The 20,057-nt window shown below is 68.0% G+C and carries 19 protein-coding genes; 13 read left to right on the forward strand and 6 right to left on the reverse strand.

The genetic code is table 11. The annotated features are described in order from the left end of the window. Positions 1-379: 379 nt before the first annotated feature. Positions 380-1,615 (reverse strand): serine hydrolase, encoded by a 1,236-nt coding sequence (locus ASC70_RS12725; RefSeq protein ID WP_082539703.1) that lies wholly within the window; start codon positions 1,613-1,615, stop codon positions 380-382. A 247-nt stretch (positions 1,616-1,862) separates the two neighbouring features. On the opposite strand from ASC70_RS12725, the gene ASC70_RS12730 reads away from it, so the two are divergent. Then, entirely contained in the window at positions 1,863-3,626 is a 1,764-nt protein-coding gene (locus ASC70_RS12730; RefSeq protein WP_056050629.1) for a class I adenylate-forming enzyme family protein, read from the forward strand. A 123-nt stretch (positions 3,627-3,749) separates the two neighbouring features. Here the strand turns inward: ASC70_RS12730 and ASC70_RS12735 are convergent, their stop codons facing one another. After that, positions 3,750-5,237: an amidase gene (locus tag ASC70_RS12735; RefSeq protein ID WP_056050630.1), complete on the reverse strand. Its 1,488-nt coding sequence runs from the start codon at positions 5,235-5,237 to the stop codon at positions 3,750-3,752. A 121-nt stretch (positions 5,238-5,358) separates the two neighbouring features. Here ASC70_RS12735 and ASC70_RS12740 point away from each other — a divergent pair, with 121 nt between their 5' ends. Then, positions 5,359-6,090, forward strand: a complete 732-nt coding sequence (locus tag ASC70_RS12740) for a TlyA family RNA methyltransferase (RefSeq protein ID WP_056050632.1) — start codon at positions 5,359-5,361, stop codon at positions 6,088-6,090. Positions 6,091-6,148: 58 nt separating this feature from the next. Here ASC70_RS12740 and ASC70_RS12745 read toward each other — a convergent pair whose 3' ends face one another. Beyond that, on the reverse strand, positions 6,149-6,811 hold the full coding sequence (locus tag ASC70_RS12745; protein WP_082539704.1) for a hypothetical protein: 663 nt from the start codon (positions 6,809-6,811) through the stop codon (positions 6,149-6,151). Between the two features lie 184 nt (positions 6,812-6,995). On the opposite strand from ASC70_RS12745, the gene ASC70_RS12750 reads away from it, so the two are divergent. From ASC70_RS12750 to ASC70_RS12785, 8 genes are all read left to right on the forward strand, one after another. Then, the gene (locus ASC70_RS12750; protein WP_056050636.1) at positions 6,996-8,237 is read left to right on the forward strand and encodes a class I SAM-dependent RNA methyltransferase; all 1,242 of its coding nucleotides are present in this window, start codon (positions 6,996-6,998) and stop codon (positions 8,235-8,237) included. A gap of 7 nt (positions 8,238-8,244) precedes the next feature. Then, a complete protein-coding gene (locus ASC70_RS12755) occupies positions 8,245-9,318 on the forward strand; it encodes a class I SAM-dependent methyltransferase (RefSeq protein WP_056050638.1) in 1,074 nt (357 codons plus the stop codon). A 55-nt stretch (positions 9,319-9,373) separates the two neighbouring features. Further along, the gene (locus ASC70_RS12760) at positions 9,374-10,381 is read left to right on the forward strand and encodes an acyltransferase (RefSeq protein ID WP_056050640.1); all 1,008 of its coding nucleotides are present in this window, start codon (positions 9,374-9,376) and stop codon (positions 10,379-10,381) included. Between the two features lie 74 nt (positions 10,382-10,455). Further along, on the forward strand, positions 10,456-10,851 hold the full coding sequence (locus ASC70_RS12765; RefSeq protein WP_056050641.1) for a YciI family protein: 396 nt from the start codon (positions 10,456-10,458) through the stop codon (positions 10,849-10,851). Further along, a complete protein-coding gene (locus ASC70_RS12770; protein WP_056050643.1) occupies positions 10,848-12,107 on the forward strand; it encodes an RNA polymerase sigma factor in 1,260 nt (419 codons plus the stop codon). The genes ASC70_RS12765 and ASC70_RS12770 overlap by 4 nt, the downstream gene beginning before the upstream one ends. Before the next feature lie 77 nt (positions 12,108-12,184). Beyond that, on the forward strand, positions 12,185-12,589 hold the full coding sequence (locus tag ASC70_RS12775) for a glyoxalase/bleomycin resistance/extradiol dioxygenase family protein (protein WP_047407124.1): 405 nt from the start codon (positions 12,185-12,187) through the stop codon (positions 12,587-12,589). 29 nt (positions 12,590-12,618) lie between these two features. Further along, the gene (locus ASC70_RS12780) at positions 12,619-13,152 is read left to right on the forward strand and encodes an SRPBCC family protein (RefSeq protein WP_056050644.1); all 534 of its coding nucleotides are present in this window, start codon (positions 12,619-12,621) and stop codon (positions 13,150-13,152) included. A 90-nt stretch (positions 13,153-13,242) separates the two neighbouring features. Further along, positions 13,243-13,473 (forward strand): hypothetical protein, encoded by a 231-nt coding sequence (locus tag ASC70_RS12785; RefSeq protein ID WP_056050646.1) that lies wholly within the window; start codon positions 13,243-13,245, stop codon positions 13,471-13,473. A gap of 4 nt (positions 13,474-13,477) precedes the next feature. Here ASC70_RS12785 and ASC70_RS12790 read toward each other — a convergent pair whose 3' ends face one another. Next, a complete protein-coding gene (locus ASC70_RS12790) occupies positions 13,478-13,897 on the reverse strand; it encodes a response regulator transcription factor (RefSeq protein WP_056050648.1) in 420 nt (139 codons plus the stop codon). 174 nt (positions 13,898-14,071) lie between these two features. Between ASC70_RS12790 and ASC70_RS12795 the strand changes: the two genes are divergently transcribed. Beyond that, entirely contained in the window at positions 14,072-15,163 is a 1,092-nt protein-coding gene (locus ASC70_RS12795; RefSeq protein WP_056050652.1) for a PA0069 family radical SAM protein, read from the forward strand. 88 nt (positions 15,164-15,251) lie between these two features. Continuing rightward, positions 15,252-15,716: a hypothetical protein gene (locus tag ASC70_RS12800; protein ID WP_056050654.1), complete on the forward strand. Its 465-nt coding sequence runs from the start codon at positions 15,252-15,254 to the stop codon at positions 15,714-15,716. 9 nt (positions 15,717-15,725) lie between these two features. On the opposite strand, the gene ASC70_RS12805 is transcribed toward ASC70_RS12800, so the two are convergent. Then, positions 15,726-17,330, reverse strand: coding sequence for a lytic transglycosylase domain-containing protein (locus ASC70_RS12805; RefSeq protein ID WP_056050657.1), 1,605 nt, complete (start codon positions 17,328-17,330; stop codon positions 15,726-15,728). 57 nt (positions 17,331-17,387) lie between these two features. After that, entirely contained in the window at positions 17,388-18,209 is an 822-nt protein-coding gene (locus ASC70_RS12810; protein WP_056050659.1) for a uracil-DNA glycosylase, read from the reverse strand. A gap of 151 nt (positions 18,210-18,360) precedes the next feature. On the opposite strand from ASC70_RS12810, the gene ASC70_RS12815 reads away from it, so the two are divergent. Continuing rightward, complete coding sequence (locus tag ASC70_RS12815; RefSeq protein ID WP_056050661.1) at positions 18,361-20,034, forward strand: electron transfer flavoprotein-ubiquinone oxidoreductase; 1,674 nt, start codon at positions 18,361-18,363, stop codon at positions 20,032-20,034. Positions 20,035-20,057: the final 23 nt, after the last annotated feature.

Here is a 20,057-nt window from a genome sequence, read left to right on the forward strand (position 1 = left end):
AGAACAGCCTGGCGGAGCGGACGACGAACCGAAACGCACACAAACACCCACGGTCATCCGGGTTCGCCCGGCCGCTCCGTCGCCTCCCCACCAACTTCAGCGGAATGCCGCGTGAAGCCGATGTCACTTGCCCCCACCTGACCACGCTCCGCGTGGTCGTCCGCCCCCGGAGGGGGCGGAAGGATGACCTTCTTCCCCCTCCGGGGGAGGAGCGCGAAGCGCGGAGGGGGCCAGTGANGACCACGCTCCGCGTGGTCGTCCGCCCCCGGAGGGGGCGGAAGGATGACCTTCTTCCCCCTCCGGGGGAGGAGCGCGAAGCGCGGAGGGGGCCAGTGACTCGCCTCGAAACCGCGTGAAGCGGAGGACGCATGCCATGGCGCTATCGCCCGTACACCGCGTCACGCAGTTCCCGCGTCACCTGGCCGTTCATGCCCTCGAAGGCGGTGTTGGACATCAGCACCACGGTCAGGCCGTTCTTCTTGTCGACGAACCAGTTGTGGCCATAGACGCCGCCCCAGGCCAGCGTGCCGGCCGCCTGCGGGGTCTTGGCGACCGCCGGATCGTCCAGCACCGCCCAGCCATAGCCGAAGCCCCAGCCGGGACCTTGCGTCGCCGCCTGTGGGCCGGTGTGGTCCTTCATCATCTCGGCGACGGTCGAGGCCTTCAGGATTGGCGCGCCGCCCTTGCGGATCGCCTCCAGGAAGGTCAGCACGTCGCCGGCCGTACCGACCATGCCGGCGCCGCCCGACGGAAATTCTTCCGGATGCGTCGCGCGGCTGGGGGCGAAGCGGACGGCGGTCGGGCCAAGCGGGACGTCCTGATTGTCGGTGATCCTGGCCGGCGTCGGCTGGGCGTTGGCGTAGGGCGTGGCCAGGCGGGCGGGGGTCTTGGCCAGGAAGCCGGTGTCCTTCAGGCCCAGCGGCAGGGTCACGGTCTCGGCGACGACCTCGGGCAAGGGCTTGCCGGCCGCCTTCTCGATCACGTCGCCCAGCACGTCGATGGCGACGGAGTAGCGCCAGGCCGAGCCCGGCGTGAAGGCCAGGGGCGCCTGGCCGATGCGGCGGACGTTTTCGTCGAGGCTGAGGCCGGACAGGTCGATCCCGTCCGAGACGCCCAGCCTGTGGTACGGGTGGGAAGGGCCTTCCGCGAGGCCGTAGGTCAGGCCGGCGGTGTGGTCCAGAAGCTGGGCGATGGTGATGACCGGCGTCGTCCCGTCGGCCAGTTTCGGCTTGAAGTCGGGCAGATAGGCGGTTACCGGCGCGTCGAGCTTGATCTTGCCCTGTTCGACCAGGCGCATCAGGGCGGCGCTGACGAACGGCTTGGTCACCGACGAGAAGCGGAAGACGGCGTCCTCGGTCATCGGCCGGTTGGCTTCGCGATCGGCCAGGCCGGCGGCGCGGTGGTAGACCAGCTTGCCATCCCGGGCGACCAGGACGACGACGCCCACGAGGCGCTGCTCGGCGATGGCGCGGTCCAGCACGCCGTCGATCCGCGCCTTCAGGGCCGCGTCGGGCGCCTGGGCGGCGGCGGGAAGGCGCGGCGCGGCGGCGGTCGCGCCCGGGATGGCCAAGGCCAGACTGGCGGCGGCCGCCAAGCCGGTGAGCAGGACACGCATCGGAACCTCTTCCCTCGAATAGCGGCGACTCCACGCCTTGTCAGGGCATGTGAGGTCGCCAAGCGGGAGCGCAAGGCCTTGCCCAATCCAGGGTGTGATGACCCGGCGTAAACCGGCGGTCGCGCCACCTAGGTTATCAATGTTCTCTTTGGATCAAACGTACGTTTGCATCCGGCTTCGGGCTGTGCTCTGTCTTCAGCGAACGCGCTCGATCAACAAGGCGCGACACCATACCGGGAGAGTAAACATGACCCAGGCCGCCCCCCAAGCCGCGTCCAAGCCCGCGCCGTGGCCGGCGATGTCCGTGCAGCAGGCCTACGCCCTGATCACCGCCCCCGGCACGCCCGGCGAGATGGAAGAGGTCGAGATCCGGGGCGTGAAGACCCGGACCTGGAAGAACGCTCCGCCGACGTTGCGCGACACCGTTCTGGTCGGCCGCGCCCATGGCGAGAAGATCTTCCTGGTCCACGAGGACGAGCGCGTCAGCTTCGAGGCCTTCTATCGCGCCGTGACCGTGATGGCCGCCGAGCTGGAGGCCTTCGGCCTGCAGAAGGGCGATCGCGTCGCCATCGTCATGCGCAACCTGCCCGAATGGCCGGTGGCCTTCTACGCGGCCCTGTCGCTGGGGGCGATCGTCACGCCGCTGAACGCCTGGTGGACGGGGGCGGAGCTGGAATATGGCCTGGTCGATTCCGGGGCGCGCCTGGCCATTGTCGACGTCGAGCGCTTCGAACGCCTGGCCGAGCATTTCGACAACTGCCCGACGCTGGAACGCGTCTATGTCAGCCGCGCCAAGGAGGAGATCGCCCACCCGTACGTGAAGCGGCTGGAAGGCGTGATCGGCTGTCCGAACGACTGGATCAAGCTGGACGAAAAGCCGATGCCGACCGTGCCGATCGGCCCCGACGACGACGCGACGATCTTCTACACCTCGGGCACCACGGGGAAACCCAAGGGCGCGATCGGCACCCACCGCAACGTCAACAGCAACATCTTCGCCGCCGCCGCCGCGGGCGCACGCAGCTTCTTGCGCCGCGGCGAGGCGCCGCCCCAGCCCGACCCCAACCTGCCGCAGAAGGGCTCGCTGATCTCGGTGCCGTTCTTCCACGCCACCGGCTGCTTCGCGGTGCTGAATCCCTCGCTGTTCGGCGGGGCCAAGCTGGCCATGATCCGCAAGTGGGATCCCGACAAGGCCATGCAGCTGATCCAGGACGAGCGCCTGACTCAGATGGGCGGGGTGCCGACCATCGCCTGGCAGATCATCGAGCACCCCAACCGCGAGAAGTACGACCTGTCGTCGATCGAGGCCGTGGCCTATGGCGGCGCGCCGTCGGCCCCGGAACTGGTGCGCAAGATCAAGGAGATCTGGCCCAAGGCCTCGCCGGGCAACGGCTGGGGCATGACGGAGACGTCGGCCACGGCCACCTCGAACTCGGCCGAGGATTACGAGAACCGTCCCGACAGCTGCGGGCCCGCCGTACCCGTCACGGACCTCAAGATCATGACCGTCGAGGCGCCGTATCGCGAGCTGCCGATCGGCGAGGTCGGCGAGCTGTGGTGCAAGGGGCCCCAGGTGGTGCGCGGCTACTGGAACAAGCCCGAGGCCACGGCCCAGACCTTCATCGACGGTTGGGTGCGCACGGGCGACCTGGCGCGCCTCGACGCCGAGGGCTTCTGCTTCATCATCGACCGCGCCAAGGACATGCTGATCCGGGGCGGCGAGAACATCTACTGCATCGAGGTCGAGAACTGCCTCTACGACCACCCGGCGGTGATGGACGCGGCCCTGGTCGGCATCGAGCACAAGACCCTGGGCGAGGAGCCGGCGGCCGTGGTGACCCTGAAACCGGGCGCGGAGGCCACCGAGGCCGAGCTGCGCGCCTTCGTCGCCGATCGCTTGGCGGCCTTCAAGGTGCCGGTCAAGGTGGTGTTCTGGCACGAGACCCTGCCGCGCAACGCCAACGGCAAGATCATGAAGAACGAGCTGAAGAAGGTGTTTGTCGAGGGATAGGCCGTGAAAGCTGTCATCCCGGCCAAGCGCGAAGCGCGCCGAGCCGGGACCGCCGGAAGCGCCGACGCCTTTTGCGGTCCCGGGTCTTCGCTGCGCTTCGCCCGGGATGACAGTGTTAGTTGACTACGCGCTGACCGGCGGTCTCTTGTGCGCCCACGGCTGGGCTTCCTCCAGCTGATAGGCCAGGCCCAGCAACGTGGCTTCGCCGCCCGCGCGACCGGCGATCTGGACGCCGACCGGCAGGCCGTCCGCCGTCCAGTGCAACGGCACGCTCATGGCCGGGGCGCCGGCGACGTTCTGCACCGGGGTGTAGCCGACATAGGCCGTCAGGCGGGCCTGCAGCTCTTCGAACGGGACCCAGCCGGCGACATAGCCCAGCTCGACCGGCGGCATGCCCAGCACGGGCGACAGGATGACGTCGTACTTGGAGAGCCAGGCGTCATAGGCGCCGATATTGGCGTTCAGGCGCTGAATGGCGGCAGGCAGGGCGGCTTGCGGCAGCTTGCCGACCAGCTCGGCCATGCCCAGGCTGAACGGCTCCAGCACGCTCGTATCGGGCTTGCGGCCCATGGCCTTGCCGATGCCGGCGACCAGTTCCGCCGCGCCGCTGGCCCACAGCAAGGTGAAGTCCTGGCCGAACTGGGCGCCGTCCATCGGCCAGGCGGTCGGCTCGACCTTGTGTCCGAGGTCCTTCAGCAGCTTGGCGGCGTTGTTGACGGCGGCCTGCACCTCTGGATGGGGCGTCAGGCCCGTGCCGGTGTTCATGACCAGGCCGATCTTCAACTTCCGCTTCAGAGGCGCGGTGACCACCCCGATTGGCTTGAACGGAGCGCCGGCGTCCGTGCGCTCGGTGGCGGCGAACAAGGCGGCGGAGTCGCGAACGCTGTGGGCCACGCAGTGCGAAACCGACAGGTCGATGCCCCGGCTGCTGGGCCGGTTCTCGATCATCCGGCCGCGCGAGGGCTTGAGCCCGAACAGGCCGCAGTTCGACGAGGGGATGCGGATCGAGCCGCCGCCGTCGCTGGCGTGGGCGATCGGCACGATGCCCGAGGCGACGGCCGCCGCGGCCCCGCCGGACGAGCCACCCGACGAATGCTTGGTGTTCCAGGGATTGCGGGTGGGCAGGAAGCCCATCGGCTCGGTGGTGGGCAGGAAGCCGTATTCCGGCGTCGCCGACTTGCCGATCGTCACGAAGCCGGCCGCGTCGAAGGCGTCGATATAGGCGGTCTGCGCCGTCTCCGGCTTCGCCCCCAGGCTGGCGCGCGTGCCATAGCGTGTGGGAACGCCCTTGTAGGGATCCAGGTCCTTGACCAGGAACGGCACGCCGGCGAACGGACCCGAGATCTGGCCGGTCTTGGCCCTGGCCAGGGCGCGATCGAAATCGGAATCGACCAGGGCCTGGACCTGAGGCTGCAGCGCCTCGGCCTTGCGGATGGCGTCCTCGACGGCCTCGACGGCGCTGATCTCCCTGCGGCGGATGCGGCCGGCGATCTCGGTGGCGTCGGGCGTCCACGGCGTCGGAGCGGCGGACGTCCCGAGCTTGGCGAAGGCCGAAGGCGCGGCCGCGATCGCGGCGGTGGCGGCCATCAGGCCGCGGCGGCTGAAATGCATTGAATTCCCTCCCGACGGGACCGGCGTCTGATGCGCCGGTGATCACTGTTCAGTTGATCCCGAAGAGACCTTGGCCGCAAGCCCGTGCTAAACGGCGAACCCAGAGTTTTCAGGAGGCCGCATGGCCCGCAAGCGCATCGATCAGTTGCTCGTCGAGCGGGGCGTCTTCGACAGCCGCTCCAAGGCTCGCGCGGCCGTGGAGGCCGGACTGGTGTCGATCGCGGGCAAGGTGATCCTCAAGCCGGCCGAAACGGTCGAGAAGGACGTCGAGATCGTCGCCGAGGCTGCTCATCCGTGGGTGGGACGCGGGGCGCTGAAGCTGGTCCATGCGCTGGATCTCTGGCCGATCGCCGTGGAGGGGCGCGTCGCCGTCGACGTCGGCGCCTCGACCGGCGGGTTCACCGAGGTGATGCTTTCGCGGGGCGCGACCCGGGTGTTCGCGGTCGATGTCGGACGTGAGCAGCTGCACGCCAAGCTCAGGGGCGACCCCCGCGTCGTCGAGCTGTCGGGCGTCGACGCCCGGGCGCTGGACGAGAGCCTGATCTCGACGCCGCCGGCCCTGGTCGTCAGCGACGTCAGCTTCATCTCGATGATCAAGGCCCTGCCGGCCGCGCTGGGTCTGGCGGAGGCCGGCGCGGATCTGGTGGCGCTGATCAAGCCGCAGTTCGAGGCGGGGCGCGGCAATGTCGGCAAGGGCGGCCTCGTGAAGGATCCCGAGACCATCGCCCGCGTCGAGCGCGAGGTCGTCGATTTCCTGGAGGCGTCCGGCTGGTCGGTGAAGGGCCTGGCCGAAAGCCCCATCAGGGGCGGCGAGGGCCAGGTCGAGCGCCTGGTCTGGGCGACCAAGGACTAAACGAAATCGGCCGCCCCGAGGGACGGCCGATCGTCTTCCACAAGATGGTCGGTCGGACCTAGTCGACGACCTGGTACTTGCCGTTGGCGTCTGGGCAGACGCGCACGAAGCGCTTCTGGACGCGGCCGTCCGGCAGGTAGATCGGGCTTTCGGCCAGGGTGCAGCCGTTGACGTCGGCCTGACCGCTGCGGTCGCTGACGCGATAGCCTTCGCGACGCTCGTAGCTGCGCTCGTAATAGCTGTCGCGATCGGCGTCGCGGCGGGCGTCCTCATACGAGCCCGAGCGATAGGCCGGATCCTCGTAGGAACCATTGTAGGCGGCCGGCGGCGGGGGAGGCGGCGGCGGAGCCTGGCCGGGACGGCAGGCGGCCGAGCTCTTGCCGGCCATCGACCCGACCACCGCGCCCAGCACGCCGCCCAGGACCGCGCCGTCGGTGCGGTGACCGCGCGCGGCGATGCCGCTGCCAAGCGCCATGCCGATGCCGGCGCCGGCCAGACCGCCGCCCGTGGTGCGGTTGGTCGTCGAGCGCTGGCAGGGGTCGTAGTAGTAGCCTCGGTTGTCGTAGGCGCCGCTGCCATAGCTCGACGAGCCGTAGGCCTGGGCCGAGGCCAGGGTCGGCGTCAGCACGCCGCAGACGAGGGCGGCGGTCACGCCCAGAACGGTCTTGATCATCGGAGTCCTGCTCGTTGAGGCGGTCGCGGTCTTGAGAGAGAGGGTCATGAGAGAGCTTGTCTTTTTGTGGGCGTCCGCCGCGTCCGCGCCGACCGCCCAAGTCCGTCCGTTGATGTAGGAATGGCCCGGCTAACATGAACGGCGCCTGACCGGACTATTCAGCTTTGTTCACCCGCACGGAAAATCATTCACGGCCCGCGCTCAAGCCCTGTTTTTGGGGTATGGACGGCAAATGCAAGAAATGATGATCAACGCCGTCGGCGCCCAGGGCGACGGTCTCGCGCGGACCGGCGACGGCAAGCCGGCCTTCGTGCCCCTGACCCTGCCCGGCGAGACCATCCTCGCCCACATGGATGGCGCGCGTGGCGAGATCGCCGAGATCCTCAAGGCCAGCGCCGACCGCGTCACGCCGCCCTGCCGGCACTTCGGCGTCTGTGGCGGCTGCGCCCTGCAGCACTGGGCCGCCGAGCCTTATCTGGCCTGGAAGGCCGAGCAGGTCCGCATCCAACTGTCGATGGAAGGCTTGGAGACCGAGATCCTGCCGACCTTCGCCGCCCCGCCGGCCTCGCGCCGCCGGGTGGCTCTGCACGCCCGCAAGGTGAAGGGCGGGGCCGCTTTGGGCTTCAAGGAGCGTCGGTCCTGGAACCTCGTGCCGATCGAGGAGTGCCCGGTCACCGATCCCCGCATCGTCGCGGCCCTGCCGGCGCTGTCGCGCTTGGCCGAGCCGTTCCTGGAGCATCCCAAATCGGCGCCGACCCTGCACGTCACCCTGACCGCCACGGGCCTGGACATCGATGTCACCGGCGTGGAGCGCAAGAGCGGCGGCTTGTCGGCGGACGCCCGGATGCGCGCGGCCATGGCGGCGGGCGAGGGCGACTTCGCGCGGGTGACCCTGGCTGGGGAGACCGTCTACGGCGCTCGCCAGCCGCTGGTGAAGCTGGGACCCGCCGTGGTCGCCCTGCCGGCCGGCAGTTTCCTACAAGCCGTGCCGGCCGCCGAGCGAGCCATGGTCGATTTCGCGGTCGCGGAAGCGCAAGGGGCCAGCCGTATCGCCGACCTCTATTGTGGCGTGGGCACCTTCACGTTCCGCCTGGCCGAGATCGGCGCGGTCCATGCCGCCGACAGCGCCGCGCCGGCGGTGGCCGCCTTGAAGGTCGCCCTCGGCTCGATATCGGGCCTCAAGCCGATCACCGCCGAGGCTCGCGATCTGGTCCGCCGTCCAGTGCTGACGACCGAGCTGGCCAAGACCGACGTGGTGGTCGTCGATCCGCCGCGCGCCGGGGCGGCCGAACAAACCGTGGAGGTGGCCCGTTCGAAGGTCGCCAAGGTGATCAGCGTGTCGTGCAATCCGGCGACCTTCGCCAAGGACGCCCGCGTCCTGGTCGACGCCGGCTTCCGCCTGGACAAGGTGCTGCCAGTGGACCAGTTCGTCTGGTCGCCCCATATTGAACTGGTCGGGGTGTTCTCGCGCTGAGGCCAGCATGGATGAGCTCAAGGTGGACGCGCAGCGCGCGAGAGGGGCCTTCGCGGTCGACGCCGTAAGCCAGCGCGCCAGGGCCGCGGTCAAGGCGGCCTGGTGGACGGCCACCGGAAGCCTCGCTCGATCCTTGACCCAACCGACGAAAGGCGAGCAGGCCCGGCGTTTCGCGCCCAAGTCAGGACCGACCGTCAAGACCAGCCTGCGCCAAGCCTATCTGGAGGCTTTCGAGAAGGACGCCCGCGACGTCGCCGCCGGCCTCTATCCCGCCGCCGATGACGGTCCCGTCCGTCCCTCCGCTTCCCTGCGCGAGGCCGCCGACTTCATCGCCGACGCCTTCGAGGTCGACCAGCGCCGCAGACGTGGCGACGGCGTCGAGGCGCGCAATGAAGATAATGGTCGAGCTTATCCCAACTATTATCGCCAGAACTTTCACTATCAGTCGGGCGGTTGGTTCACGGCCGAGAGCGCCCGGCGCTACGAGGCCCAGGTCGAGGCGCTGTTCTCCGGCACGGCCGGAGCCATGCGGCGGCGAGGGCTGTCGTTGCTGGCCCGGCACTGGCGCGGTCGCGATCACCGAGACGCGAAAATCCTCGACGCGGCCTGCGGCTCGGGCGCCTTTCTCAAGGACCTGAAGGCGACCTTCCCTCGGGCGGCCATCGCGGGCCTCGACCTCTCCGCGGCCTATCTGGCCGAGGCTCGCAAGCGCGCGGGCATCGGCGCGATCCAAGCCAATGTGGAAGCGCTGCCGTTCGCGGAGTCGTCTTTGGACGCGGTGACCTGTGTCTATCTGTTCCACGAACTGCCGCCGCGCGTGCGCCCGGTCGTGGCGGCCAGTCTGGCGCGGGTGCTGAAGCCCGGCGGCGTGCTGGTCTTCGTCGACTCGATCCAGCCGGTCGACACACCCGACCTGGCCCGACTGCTGGAGGCCTTTCCGGTCTATTTCCACGAGCCGTACTACGGAACCTACGCCGAGACCGACCTGCCGGCATTGTTCGCCGAGGCCGGTCTGCGGGTGATCGGCGAGGATCGGGCCTTCCTGACCAAGGCGCTGCTGCTGGAGAAACCGAAGACCTGAGTTGCGTCGACCGCTCCACCTTGGCAAGCAAGGACGGGGAGCGGGGGAAACGGGCTTGCGAGAGCAGGACGCGGGACGACGATACGAGGCGCTGGACGGCCTGCGCGGCGTCGCGGCGTTCGCTGTCATGCTCTACCACGTCGGGGGTTGGACCGGCCGGCCGTGGCTGGCGGTCCACGGCTATCTGGCCGTCGACTTCTTCTTCTGCCTGTCGGGCTTTGTCCTGGCCCACGCCTACGGCCGTCGCGAGATCGGCTGGCTGGGCTATATGCGCGACCGCCTGATCCGCCTGTGGCCGTTGATCGCCATCACCATGCTAGCCGGCGCGGCGGTGACCATCGAACATCGTGAGCGGCTGCCGGGCTGGATCGCCCTGGGCCTGTTGATGATCCCTCGGGTGTGGCCGGACGAGGCGATGTTCTCGCCGCTGTTTCCGCTGAATCCGCCCAGTTGGTCGCTGTTCCTGGAGCTGGCCGCCAGCGCCCTATGGTTTCCGCTGCGGCGGATCAACGTCATGGGCCACGTGCTGCTGATCGTGGGCTTCGGCTGCGCCATGGTCTTTATCAGTCACGGCATGGGCGGGGTGCAGACAGGTTGGGACCGCGCCACCTTCTGGATCGGCCTGCTGCGCACGGCCCTGCCGTTCCTGCTGGGTTTCGGCTGCTATCGGATCCGGGCCTATGTCGCCGCGACAGTCCCCGTCTGGCTGCTGGCTGTCGTATTGGCGGCGGTGTTGAGTTTCCCGTGGACCCCTTTGAATTGGCTCTACGATTTCGCCTGCGTCAGCCTGGCCTTTCCGCTGATCGTGCTGGCCGGCCGGCGCGACCCCGACGGCCTCCTCGGGAAGGTCTGCCGGGTGAGCGGCGCCATCTCGTACCCGCTCTACATCCTGCACTGGGTCGGCTGGGAGCTGATGCTGCGGCTGTACAAAGCGTTCGGCGGCCATGGCTATCCCTGGACCTTCGCCATCGCCGCGATGGTGGTCATCGTGCTGGGCGCCTGGGGCGTCTTGAAGCTCTACGACGAGCCGGTCCGACGTCGGCTGCGCGCGCTGACGCGCTGATCCAAAAAATCTTCGAGGCCCTGTCGGATGCGGGCATAGTCCGCCGTCCTTGAAACGGGAGAAGAGGATCGCCCATGCTGTACGCCATACTTTGCTACAACCAAGAAGACGTCATCTGCGCCTGGTCCAAGGAGCACGAGGACGGTGTGATGCAGAAGCTGATGACGGTGCAGGAGCGCCTGAGCCGCGAGGGCCGGCTGGGCCCCGTCGCCCGCCTGATGCCGACCACCGCCGCCACCACCCTGCGCAAGGACCGCGAGCCGGCCCTGGTACTGGACGGCCCATTCGCCGAGACCAAGGAACAGCTGCTGGGCTTCTACGTCGTCGACTGCGACTCGCTGGATGGCGCGCTGGAGATCGCCAAGGACCTGGGTAAGGCCAATCCGGGCGGCTCCTACGAGATCCGTCCGATCGCGCTGTTCCAGCCGGGAGCCGCTTCGGGCGCCATGGGGGGAGCCGTGGGCGCGTGACGGACCTCGGCTGGATCGAAGGCGCGATCACCGCCGCCCGGCCCCAGGCCATGGCGGCGCTGCTGCGCTATTTCCGTGAGATGGACGCGGCGGAGGAGGCGTTCCAGGACGCCTGCCTGCGCGCCCTCAAGGCGTGGCCCAAGAACGGGCCGCCGCGCGATCCGACCGCCTGGCTGATCATGGTCGGCCGCAACGCCGCCATCGACGCGGTGCGCAAATCCAGCCGCAACACGGTGCTGCCACCCGAGGAGCTGCTGTCCGATCTCGAGGACGCCGAGGCCGAGGCCGCCGAGCGCCTCGACGGCTCGCACTATCGCGACGACGTCCTGCGATTGCTGTTCATCTGCTGCCATCCGGACCTGCCGGCCACCCAGCAGATCGCCCTAGCCCTGCGGATCGTCTCGGGGCTTTCGGTGAGGGAGATCGCGCGCGCCTTCCTGGTCAGCGAGGCGGCCATGGAGCAGCGGATCACCCGGGCTAAGGCCAAGATCGGGGCCGGCGAGGCCTCGTTCGAAGCCCCCGGGCCGATCGAGCGCGCCGAGCGTTTCGCGGCCGTGGCGGCGATGCTCTACCTCGTTTTCAACGAAGGCTATTCGGCCAGCGGCAGGGCCGTCGAGGCTAGGGGCGGATTGTGCGACGAAGCCATCCGCCTGGCCCGCCTGCTGCTGCGTCTGTTTCCGGCCGAGCCGGAGATGATGGGGCTGACCGCGCTGCTGTTGATCCAGCACGCCCGCTCGGACGCCCGCTTTGACGCAGACGGCAATGCGATCCTGCTGGAAGATCAGGATCGAGGCCTTTGGAATCGCAAAATGATCGGGGAGGGGCTGGCTCTGATCGACAAGGCCATGCTCAAGCGCGCGCCGGGTCCCTACCAAGTCCAAGCCGCCATCGCCGCCCTGCATGCCCGGGCCGCGAAGCCCGAGGACACCGACTGGGTCGAGATCGACCAGCTCTACGCGGTGCTGGAAAGGATGCAGCCGTCGCCGGTGGTCACCCTGAACCGGGCGGTGGCCGTCGCCAAGGTGCGCGGCCCCGCGGCGGCGCTCGAGATGATCGAGCCGCTGGCCACGCGTCTCGACGGCTATTTTCATTTCCACGGCGCGCGCGGCGCCTTCTTGCTGCAGGCCGGTCGCCAGGCTGAAGCCCGCCAGGCCTTCGATCGCGCGATCTCCCTGGCCAACACGGCCGCCGAGGCGGCCAATATTCGCCAGTACCTGGATCGCGTCTCCGCGGATGCGAAAAAATCTTCGTCCTAGTGTCGGACAGCGGACATCGCGTCCGTCCTTGCTTCGAGGCCGCGACAGGCGGCGTCGAGAGCGCAAAGGAAAACGTCATGACCGACCAATCGCCGCCCCTGACCGGTGTCATCGCCTACATCAACCTGGAAGGCGCGGCCGAGGCTTCGGCCCTCTATCAGCGCGCCTTCGGCGCCCGCGAGCTGCTGCGTTTGCCCTACAAGGACGACGACGGTCGGCTGATCCATTGCCACCTGGAGATCAACGGCGGCAACCTGATGGTCAGCGACTTCTTCCCCGAGCACGGCTTCAACCCCGAAAAGCCGCAGGCCTACACTCTGCACCTGCAGGTGGCCGACGTTGACGCGGCGTGGGAGCAGGCCGTCAAGGAAGGCTTGGAGGTCGTCATGCCGATCGAGTTGATGTTCTGGGGGGATCGGTACGGTCAGCTGAAGGACAAGTTCGGTGTTCGCTGGTCCCTGGCCACGACGCCCAAGGCATAAGAGGAACAGAACACAAAGGGAGAGGGCTCATGTTGAAGATCGTACTGCTCGTCATCGTCGTCGCCATCGTTGCGGTGCTCGGCTTCGCGGCCACTCGGCCGAACAGCTTCGTCGTCAAGCGCACCGCGGTAATTAACGCGCCGGCTGAAAGGCTGGTCGGCCTGGTCCAGGACTTTCATCAGTGGGGCGCCTGGTCACCGTGGGAGAAGATGGATCCAGGCATGAGCCGCACCTACGAAGGGCCTGCCGCCGGCGTCGGCTCGGCCTACGCCTGGTCCGGCAACGACAAGGTCGGCGCAGGCCGCATGGAGATCCAGAAGGTGGTTCCGGCCCGCGAGGTCGTGTTCAAGCTCGACTTCCTCAAGCCGTTCAAGGCCAGCAACACCGGCCGCTTCGTGTTCGAGCCGGAAGGCGCGGCCACCAGGGTCACGTGGACCATGGAAGGCAAGAGCCCCTACATCTCCAAGTTGATGGGCCTGTTCTTCAACATGGACAAGATGATCGGCAAGGACTTCGAGACCGGTCTGGCCAACATGAAGGTCGCCGCCGAAAAGCAAGCTTGAACCTGGGCGTGGCGGCGCTTGTCGCCGCCACGCATTCTCGGAACTTGGCCGGTCGAGCCGGGGTTCCCTCCTCAAAGCCAGGAGGAACCCATGGCCCAATCGACCGACAACACCGAACGCTGGGGCGGACCCGGCGCGAGCCACGAGAACCGCGACAAGCCGAGGCCTGATCCGACGGTGAAGGATCCCGACGATCCGGACCGCTACAGCCGACACGCCAAGGTCTCCGGCGGTGGCGGCGAGGGCGACGTCCACCATGCGCACGACCCCAAGCGCAAGGGTGACTTCCAGGCCAACGACGCGCAGAAGCGCAAGCAGTAGGGCCTTAGTCCAGGATGATCTCGTCGCCGGGCGCTTTTGCCGGCGCCGACCTCGGCGGGGCCGGTCCGCGAAGCACCGTCTCCACGCGCTTGATCAGGTCCAGGGGCTGGAACGGCTTGGCCAAATAGCCGTCGGCGCCTTGCTGCATGGCCTTCATGATCGTTTGGGAATCGCGATGCGCGGTCATCATCAGGATCTTCGGCCGCTTCGGGCGCGAGCGCATCACGCGTAGGATATCGAGGCCGGTCATGCCGGGCATGTTGATGTCCAGCAGGACGAGGTGAAAGCTCTCGCGTCCCAGCACCTGTAGAGCCGTCTCCGACGTCGCGGCGGACGACGTCGCGTAGCCCTGCTGGGTCAGCACCAGTTCGACGAACTGCCGCACCACGGGGTCGTCATCGACGATCAGGATCCGATCCGACATCAGGCGGCCTCGCGCTCGAGCGTGCAAACCTTGCACTGCCGTGAAGGCAGGATGCGGGAAGCCACCTTTCCAAAACCTGACGCCTCCCTGGAGGGGTATGCGGCGGATTGGCGCACGGGCGGCTGCGAAAGTGTGTTCTTGTTATGTTCCAATTGCCGGCGCATAGTCGCCCTCATGACCGAGGCAGTGAAATTGAAGCCCGCGCCCCGAGGAAGGGGTGCGAAATCCAATCGAACCGGACGTTTCGAGTCGCAGGCGCGCGAAGCGTTCGACGACGGCTGGACCGAGGAGGGGGAGGACGAGCCCAAGCAGTTGAAGACCGAGCTGCAGCCGATGAAGTCGCGGACGATCATCGCCCGCAACCAGAGCCCGGACGTCGGTTTCGACCGCTCGATCAATCCCTATCGCGGTTGTAGCCACGGCTGCATCTATTGCTACGCGCGGCCCAACCATGCCTATCTCGGCCTGTCGCCGGGCCTCGACTTCGAGAGCAAGATCTTCTTCAAGCCGCACGCTGGCGAACTGCTGGAGAAGGAGTTGGCCAAGGCCAGCTACAAGCCGGCCACGATCCATATCGGCGGCGACACCGATCCCTACCAACCCGACGAGAAGCAGTTGCGCGTCACACGGCAGGTGATCGAGACGCTGGAGCGCTACAGCCATCCGTTCACGATCATCACCAAGTCAGCCTTGATCCTGCGCGACCTCGACGTGCTCAGCGCCATGGCGGCGCGCAAGCTGACGCGGGTGGCGATCTCGATCACAACCCTGGATCGGCGACTGGCGCGCAGCATGGAGCCCAGGGCGGCGACGCCGGGCAAGCGGATCGAGGCGGTGCGGCGGCTGACCGAAGCCGGCGTGCCGGTGACGGTGATGTTCGCCCCCGCCATTCCCGGCCTCAACGACCACGAGGTCGAAGCCGTGCTGGAAGCCTCGGCCAAGGCCGGGGCGCGGGGCGCGGGCTATGTGGCCCTGCGTCTGCCGCGCGAGATCGCCCAGCTGTTCGAGGAGTGGCTCGAGACCGACTATCCGGACCGAGCGCGCAAGGTCATGTCGCTGGTGCGCCAGATTCGCAAGGGCGAGACCTACAGCGCCAACTGGGGCGAACGGATGATCGGCGACGGGCCGGTAGCCGAGGTGCTGCGCCAGCGCTTTCACCTGGCGGTCAAGAAGTTCGGCCTGGATCAGCCCTGGACGCCGCTGGACGCCACCCAATTCACGCCGCCCCGGCCGAGGAGCGCGCAGATGGATCTGTTTGGTCCGTAGAGGGCGGTCCATGCTCTCCGCCCCGCTGCGGGCGGGTGACGAGAAAGCGGCTCTTGACCCCCGCCGCGCCCTCTGGCCAAGCAGGGGCATGATCTCCGTTGTCCTTGTCGCTTCCGAAGACCTGACAGGCCTGGCCGCTCAGATGGCCATGCTGGTGCCCGCCGCCGTGGATGGCCTGGTCAAGGAGGTGATCCTGGTCGCCGATGGCGAGCCTGGTGTCGAAGCCCTGGCCGAGGACAGCGGCGCGCGCCTGGTGAAGGCGCCGGGCGAGGTCGGGGTGAGGCTGTCAGCCGGCGCGGCGGTGGCGCGGGGCGATTGGATCCTGACTCTGCGGTCGGCTCCGGCCTTGCGCGAAGGCTGGCGCGAGCCGGTCGAGAAGCACTTGGCGGGCGGGGCGGGGGCGCCGGCCTACCTGACGGTCCCGGGCGGAATGCTGAGCAAGCTTTCACCGCGCCTGCACGGCGTGGTCGTGCGTCGATTGGACTGGCCGGCGGTCGTTGGCGACGAAAAGGCCCTGGCGAAGGCGCTGAAGGCTCGTCGCTTGAGCTACTAAACTCGCCGGCTACTGAAGCGTGGCGACCAGCTGGTCGATCGAGGTGGGCTGCAGGATCTGTGAGTCGAGGCGGAAGTCCACGAGCTGCGCGCCGCTCGCCACCGCGTCCAGGGTCTTGGTCTCCGCGCCCATCAGCCGGCGATAGGTCCAGTAGCTGGCCATCACCTTCTCGACGTAGTTGCGGGTCTCCTGGGCCGGCAGGCTCTCGATCAGCAGCAGGCTGTCGCAGTCGGCGCCCAGTTGGGCCACGGCCTTGTTCAGCGTACCGGGGCCGCCGTTATAGGCCGCGACCGCGCGCAGGATGTCGGGGCTCTGCAGGCCGCGATCCATCAGCCAGGTGAAATAGTCCTGGCCGACCCGCAGGTTGAAGGCCGGATCGAACAACGGTGTGCTGTCGGTTAGCAGCTTGTCGTCGCCGGCGGCGCGGGCGGCGGCGACCGGGCGCACCTGCATCAGCCCCATGGCCCCGGCGTTGGAAACGGCCAGCGGATCGAAACGGCTCTCCTGGCGCACCAGGGCGTAGACGAGGGCCTTGTCGATGGTGAAGCCGCCGATCGGCTCCAGCGGCGGCAGCGGATAGTCCTCACCGCCGACCCGCTTGATCGCCCGGCCGCCGTTCAGCGGCGCATTGGCGTTCAGCGCCAGGGCCAGGGTGGTCCAGTCGGCGCGCAGGGCGTCGGTGTCGGCCAAGGACAGGCCAGCGCGCAGCTCCAGGCCGGCTTCGCGCCAACGGCCGATCTGGGCGAGGGCGGCGGCGCGGCGGGCGCGCGGGTCGACCTGCATCAGTTGGCTCAGCGAGGCGGTGTCGGGGCCAGCATAGGCGGCGCGGCTGATCAGGGCCGCGATCGGATCATCGGGATCATTGGGCATGGCCACGCCGGTGAGGGCCAGTTGGCGGGCGGCGATCATGCCGTAGAAGGTCTGCGGAGCGTGGGCGGCCTGGATCAGCAGGGCCTGCGCTTGGCCGGCCTTGCCGACTTGGCTGGCGGCCCGGGCGGCCCAAAAGGCGCCAGCGGCGTGCAGCCACTCATCTTCGTTCGGATCGTTGGCGACCTGCTCGAAGAAATCCTGAGCCTTGGCGGGTGCGCCCAGGCGGAAGGCGGCCAAGCCCGCGATCCAACGCTCGCCGCCGGCGATCGCCAGGGTCAAAGCCTTTTTCACGTCACCGGAATAATAGGCCTCGCGGGCGGCGCGTCCCTTGTCGGCCGGCGGCGGACCGTTCTCGTCGGCCATGAACAGGATGGGGACGGGCGGGGCGGCGACACGCTTGCCGGCCGGCTTGCGCTTGATGGCCAGGGCGTAGACCCGATCGGCGCCGGCCTCGTCAGCGTAGCGCTTCAGCCATCCCGTGAGATCGTCGTAGCTGGCCGAATACAACGTCGGATGCATGACCTTGGCGAAGGCCAGGCGGCCGGCCAGGCTATGGTCACGGGCGTTGGCGTAGGCGGCTTCGGCGGCGTCGAAATCGCCCCGGTCGATCGCCGCGAAGGCGGCCCGGTAGTAACGGACGTCGTCCTGAGACAGAGGGTCGAGGCTGCCGGCGTGGACGGCGGTGGCCGTCACGCACAGGAAAAGGGCCGAAAGCGCGGCCACAAGGCGAGCCCAAAGCTGCAAACTCGATCCGCGCTGCCCCCAAGGCGCGCGTCCCCCGTTTCGACTGGTCGCGAAGTTCTAGTGCGGGCGGTCCGGACGATCAAGTCGCTCGGTCAGCGTCAGAAGGTCCTGCCAAGCCTTCTTCTTCTGGGCGGGGGTGCGCAACAAGAAGGCCGGGTGCAGGGTCGGCATGGCCGGAAGCTCGACGGACTTGTCCTCCGACGTCCATTCGAACCAGCGGCCGCGCATCGACAGGATGCCCTCGTCGCGCTTCAGCATGGCCTTGGCCGAGGCCCCCCCAGCCAGCAGCAGCATCCTGGGTTTCACCAGGGCGATGGCGCGTTCGACGAACGGGGCGCAGACGGCCTGCTCCTGCGGCGTCGGCGTGCGGTTGCCTGGCGGACGCCAGAAGACGGTGTTGGTGATAAAGACGCGCTCGTTGAGACCGGCGGCTTTCAGCATCCGGTCCAAGAGTTTGCCCGCCCGACCGACGAACGGCGCGCCTTGAGCGTCCTCGTCGGCGCCGGGACCCTCGCCGATGACCATCAGCGCCGCGTCGGCGACGCCGCGCGAAAACACCGCCTGCTTGGCGCCCTGTGTCTTCAGCGGACAACCGTCGAAGGCGGCGATGGCCGCGGCCAGGCTCTCAAGGTCGTTGCAGGCGGCCGCAGCGGTCCTCGCCTCGGCGATGGCCGAGCCGACGTCGGGGCCGCGCGCGATGGCCAAGCCCGGACGAGTAGCGGGCGGCGGGGGAGGCGGAGGCTGACTCTTGGCGCGCAGCATCGCCGCACCCTCGGCCAGACGGTCGATCGGCGCGTCGGCGTAGCAGGCCTCGACGCCCGCATCGGCCCAGAAGGCCAGCAGACTTTCGACGGCGCGTTGATCGACGGCGAGGCTCATGCGACCGTCTTAGCGCGGATTGCCCCCGGTCTCCACGCTGCGGCGCAGCAAAAAAGCGAGAACAGGTGCTTGACCGCCCACGCGTCACGTTCGGATAAGCTGTGATTCAAACAGTCATAAGACGGGCTAACGGGCCCAGCCGGGAGACCTCATGAGCGAAGACCTCGAACGCGAGTCGATGGAATACGACGTCGTCATCGTCGGCGGCGGTCCCGCGGGCCTCTCGGCAGCGATCCGGCTCAAGCAGCTGGCCGCCAAGGCTGGGACCGAGATCTCGGTTGCCCTGCTGGAAAAGGGCTCCGAGGTCGGGGCCCACATCCTGTCCGGCGCGGTGATCGATCCCAAGGGTCTGGCCGAACTCTTCCCCAACTGGAAGGAAGAGGGCGCGCCGCTGGAGACGCCGGTCACCAAGGACCGCTTCAAGCTGTTGGGTCCGCAGGGCGAACTCAGCCTGCCGATGTTCGCCATGCCGCCGTTCATGCACAACCACGGCTGCTATATCGCCTCACTGGGCAACCTGACCCGCTGGCTGGCGACCAAGGCCGAGGAGTTGGGCGTCGAGATCTATCCCGGTTTCGCCGCCTCGGACTTGGTCTGGAACGAGGACGGTTCGGTCAAGGGCGTCGTCGTCGGCGTCGTCGGCGTCGCCAAGGACGGCCACCACAAACCGGACTTCCAACCGGGCATGGAGCTGCACGGCAAGTATGTCTTCATCGCCGAGGGCGTGCGCGGCTCGCTGGCCAAGCAGCTGATCGGCAAGTTCAAGCTGGACGACGGCAAGTCGCCCCAGAAGTACGGCCTCGGGATCAAGGAGCTGTGGCAGGTTCCGCCTGAGCAGCATCAGCCCGGTCTGGCCGAGCACACCACGGGCTGGCCGCTGGACAACCAGACCGGCGGCGGCAGCTTCATGTACCACTTCGGGGACAACTACGTGGCCATCGGCTACGTCGTGCACCTGAACTACAAGAACCCTTGGATCTCGCCTTTCGACGAATTCCAACGCTTCAAGCAGCATCCGAGCGTGAAGCCGCACCTCGAAGGCGGCAAGCGCATCGCCTACGGCGCGCGGGCCATCACCGAGGGCGGCTATCAGTCGGTGCCGAAGCTGACCTTCCCCGGCGGCGCGCTGATCGGCTGCTCGGCCGGTTTCGTCAACGTGCCGCGGATCAAAGGCAGCCACAACGCGATCAAGACGGGCATGTTGGCGGCCGAGGCCGCCTATGAAGCGGTCCAGGCCGGGCGCGCCAGCGACGAGCTGACCGCCTACCAGGCCTCGTACGAGACATCGTGGGTGGCCAAGGAGCTGAAGGTCGTCCGCAACGCCAAGCCGATGCTTGGCAAGTTCGGCACCGCTCTGGGCGGCGCTGTCAGCATGTTCGACATGTGGTGCACGCACCTGTTCGGCGGCTTCTCGTTCTTCGGCACGATGAAGCACGAGAAGACCGACGCGGCCTCGACGGGCCTGGCCAAGGACTTCAAGCCGATCGTCTATCCCAAGCCCGACGGCGTGATCAGCTTTGACAAGCTGAGCTCGGTGTTCCTGTCGGCCACCAACCACGAGGAAGATCAGCCGGCCCACCTGAAGCTGAAGGACCCGTCAATCCCGATCGCGGTCAATCTGCCCAAGTACGGCGAGCCGGCGCGGCTCTACTGCCCGGCCGGAGTCTACGAGGTGCTCTACAACGAGCAGGGGCAGGATCCGCGTTTCCAGATCAACGCCCAGAACTGCGTCCACTGCAAAACTTGCGACATCAAGGACCCGTCGCAGAACATCGTCTGGACCACGCCCGAAGGCGGTGGCGGACCGAACTACCCGAACATGTAGGCCCGCGCGCCACGAACGAGCCT

Source organism: Caulobacter sp. Root343 (assembly GCF_001425745.1).
Classification (GTDB): Bacteria; Pseudomonadota; Alphaproteobacteria; order Caulobacterales; family Caulobacteraceae; genus Caulobacter.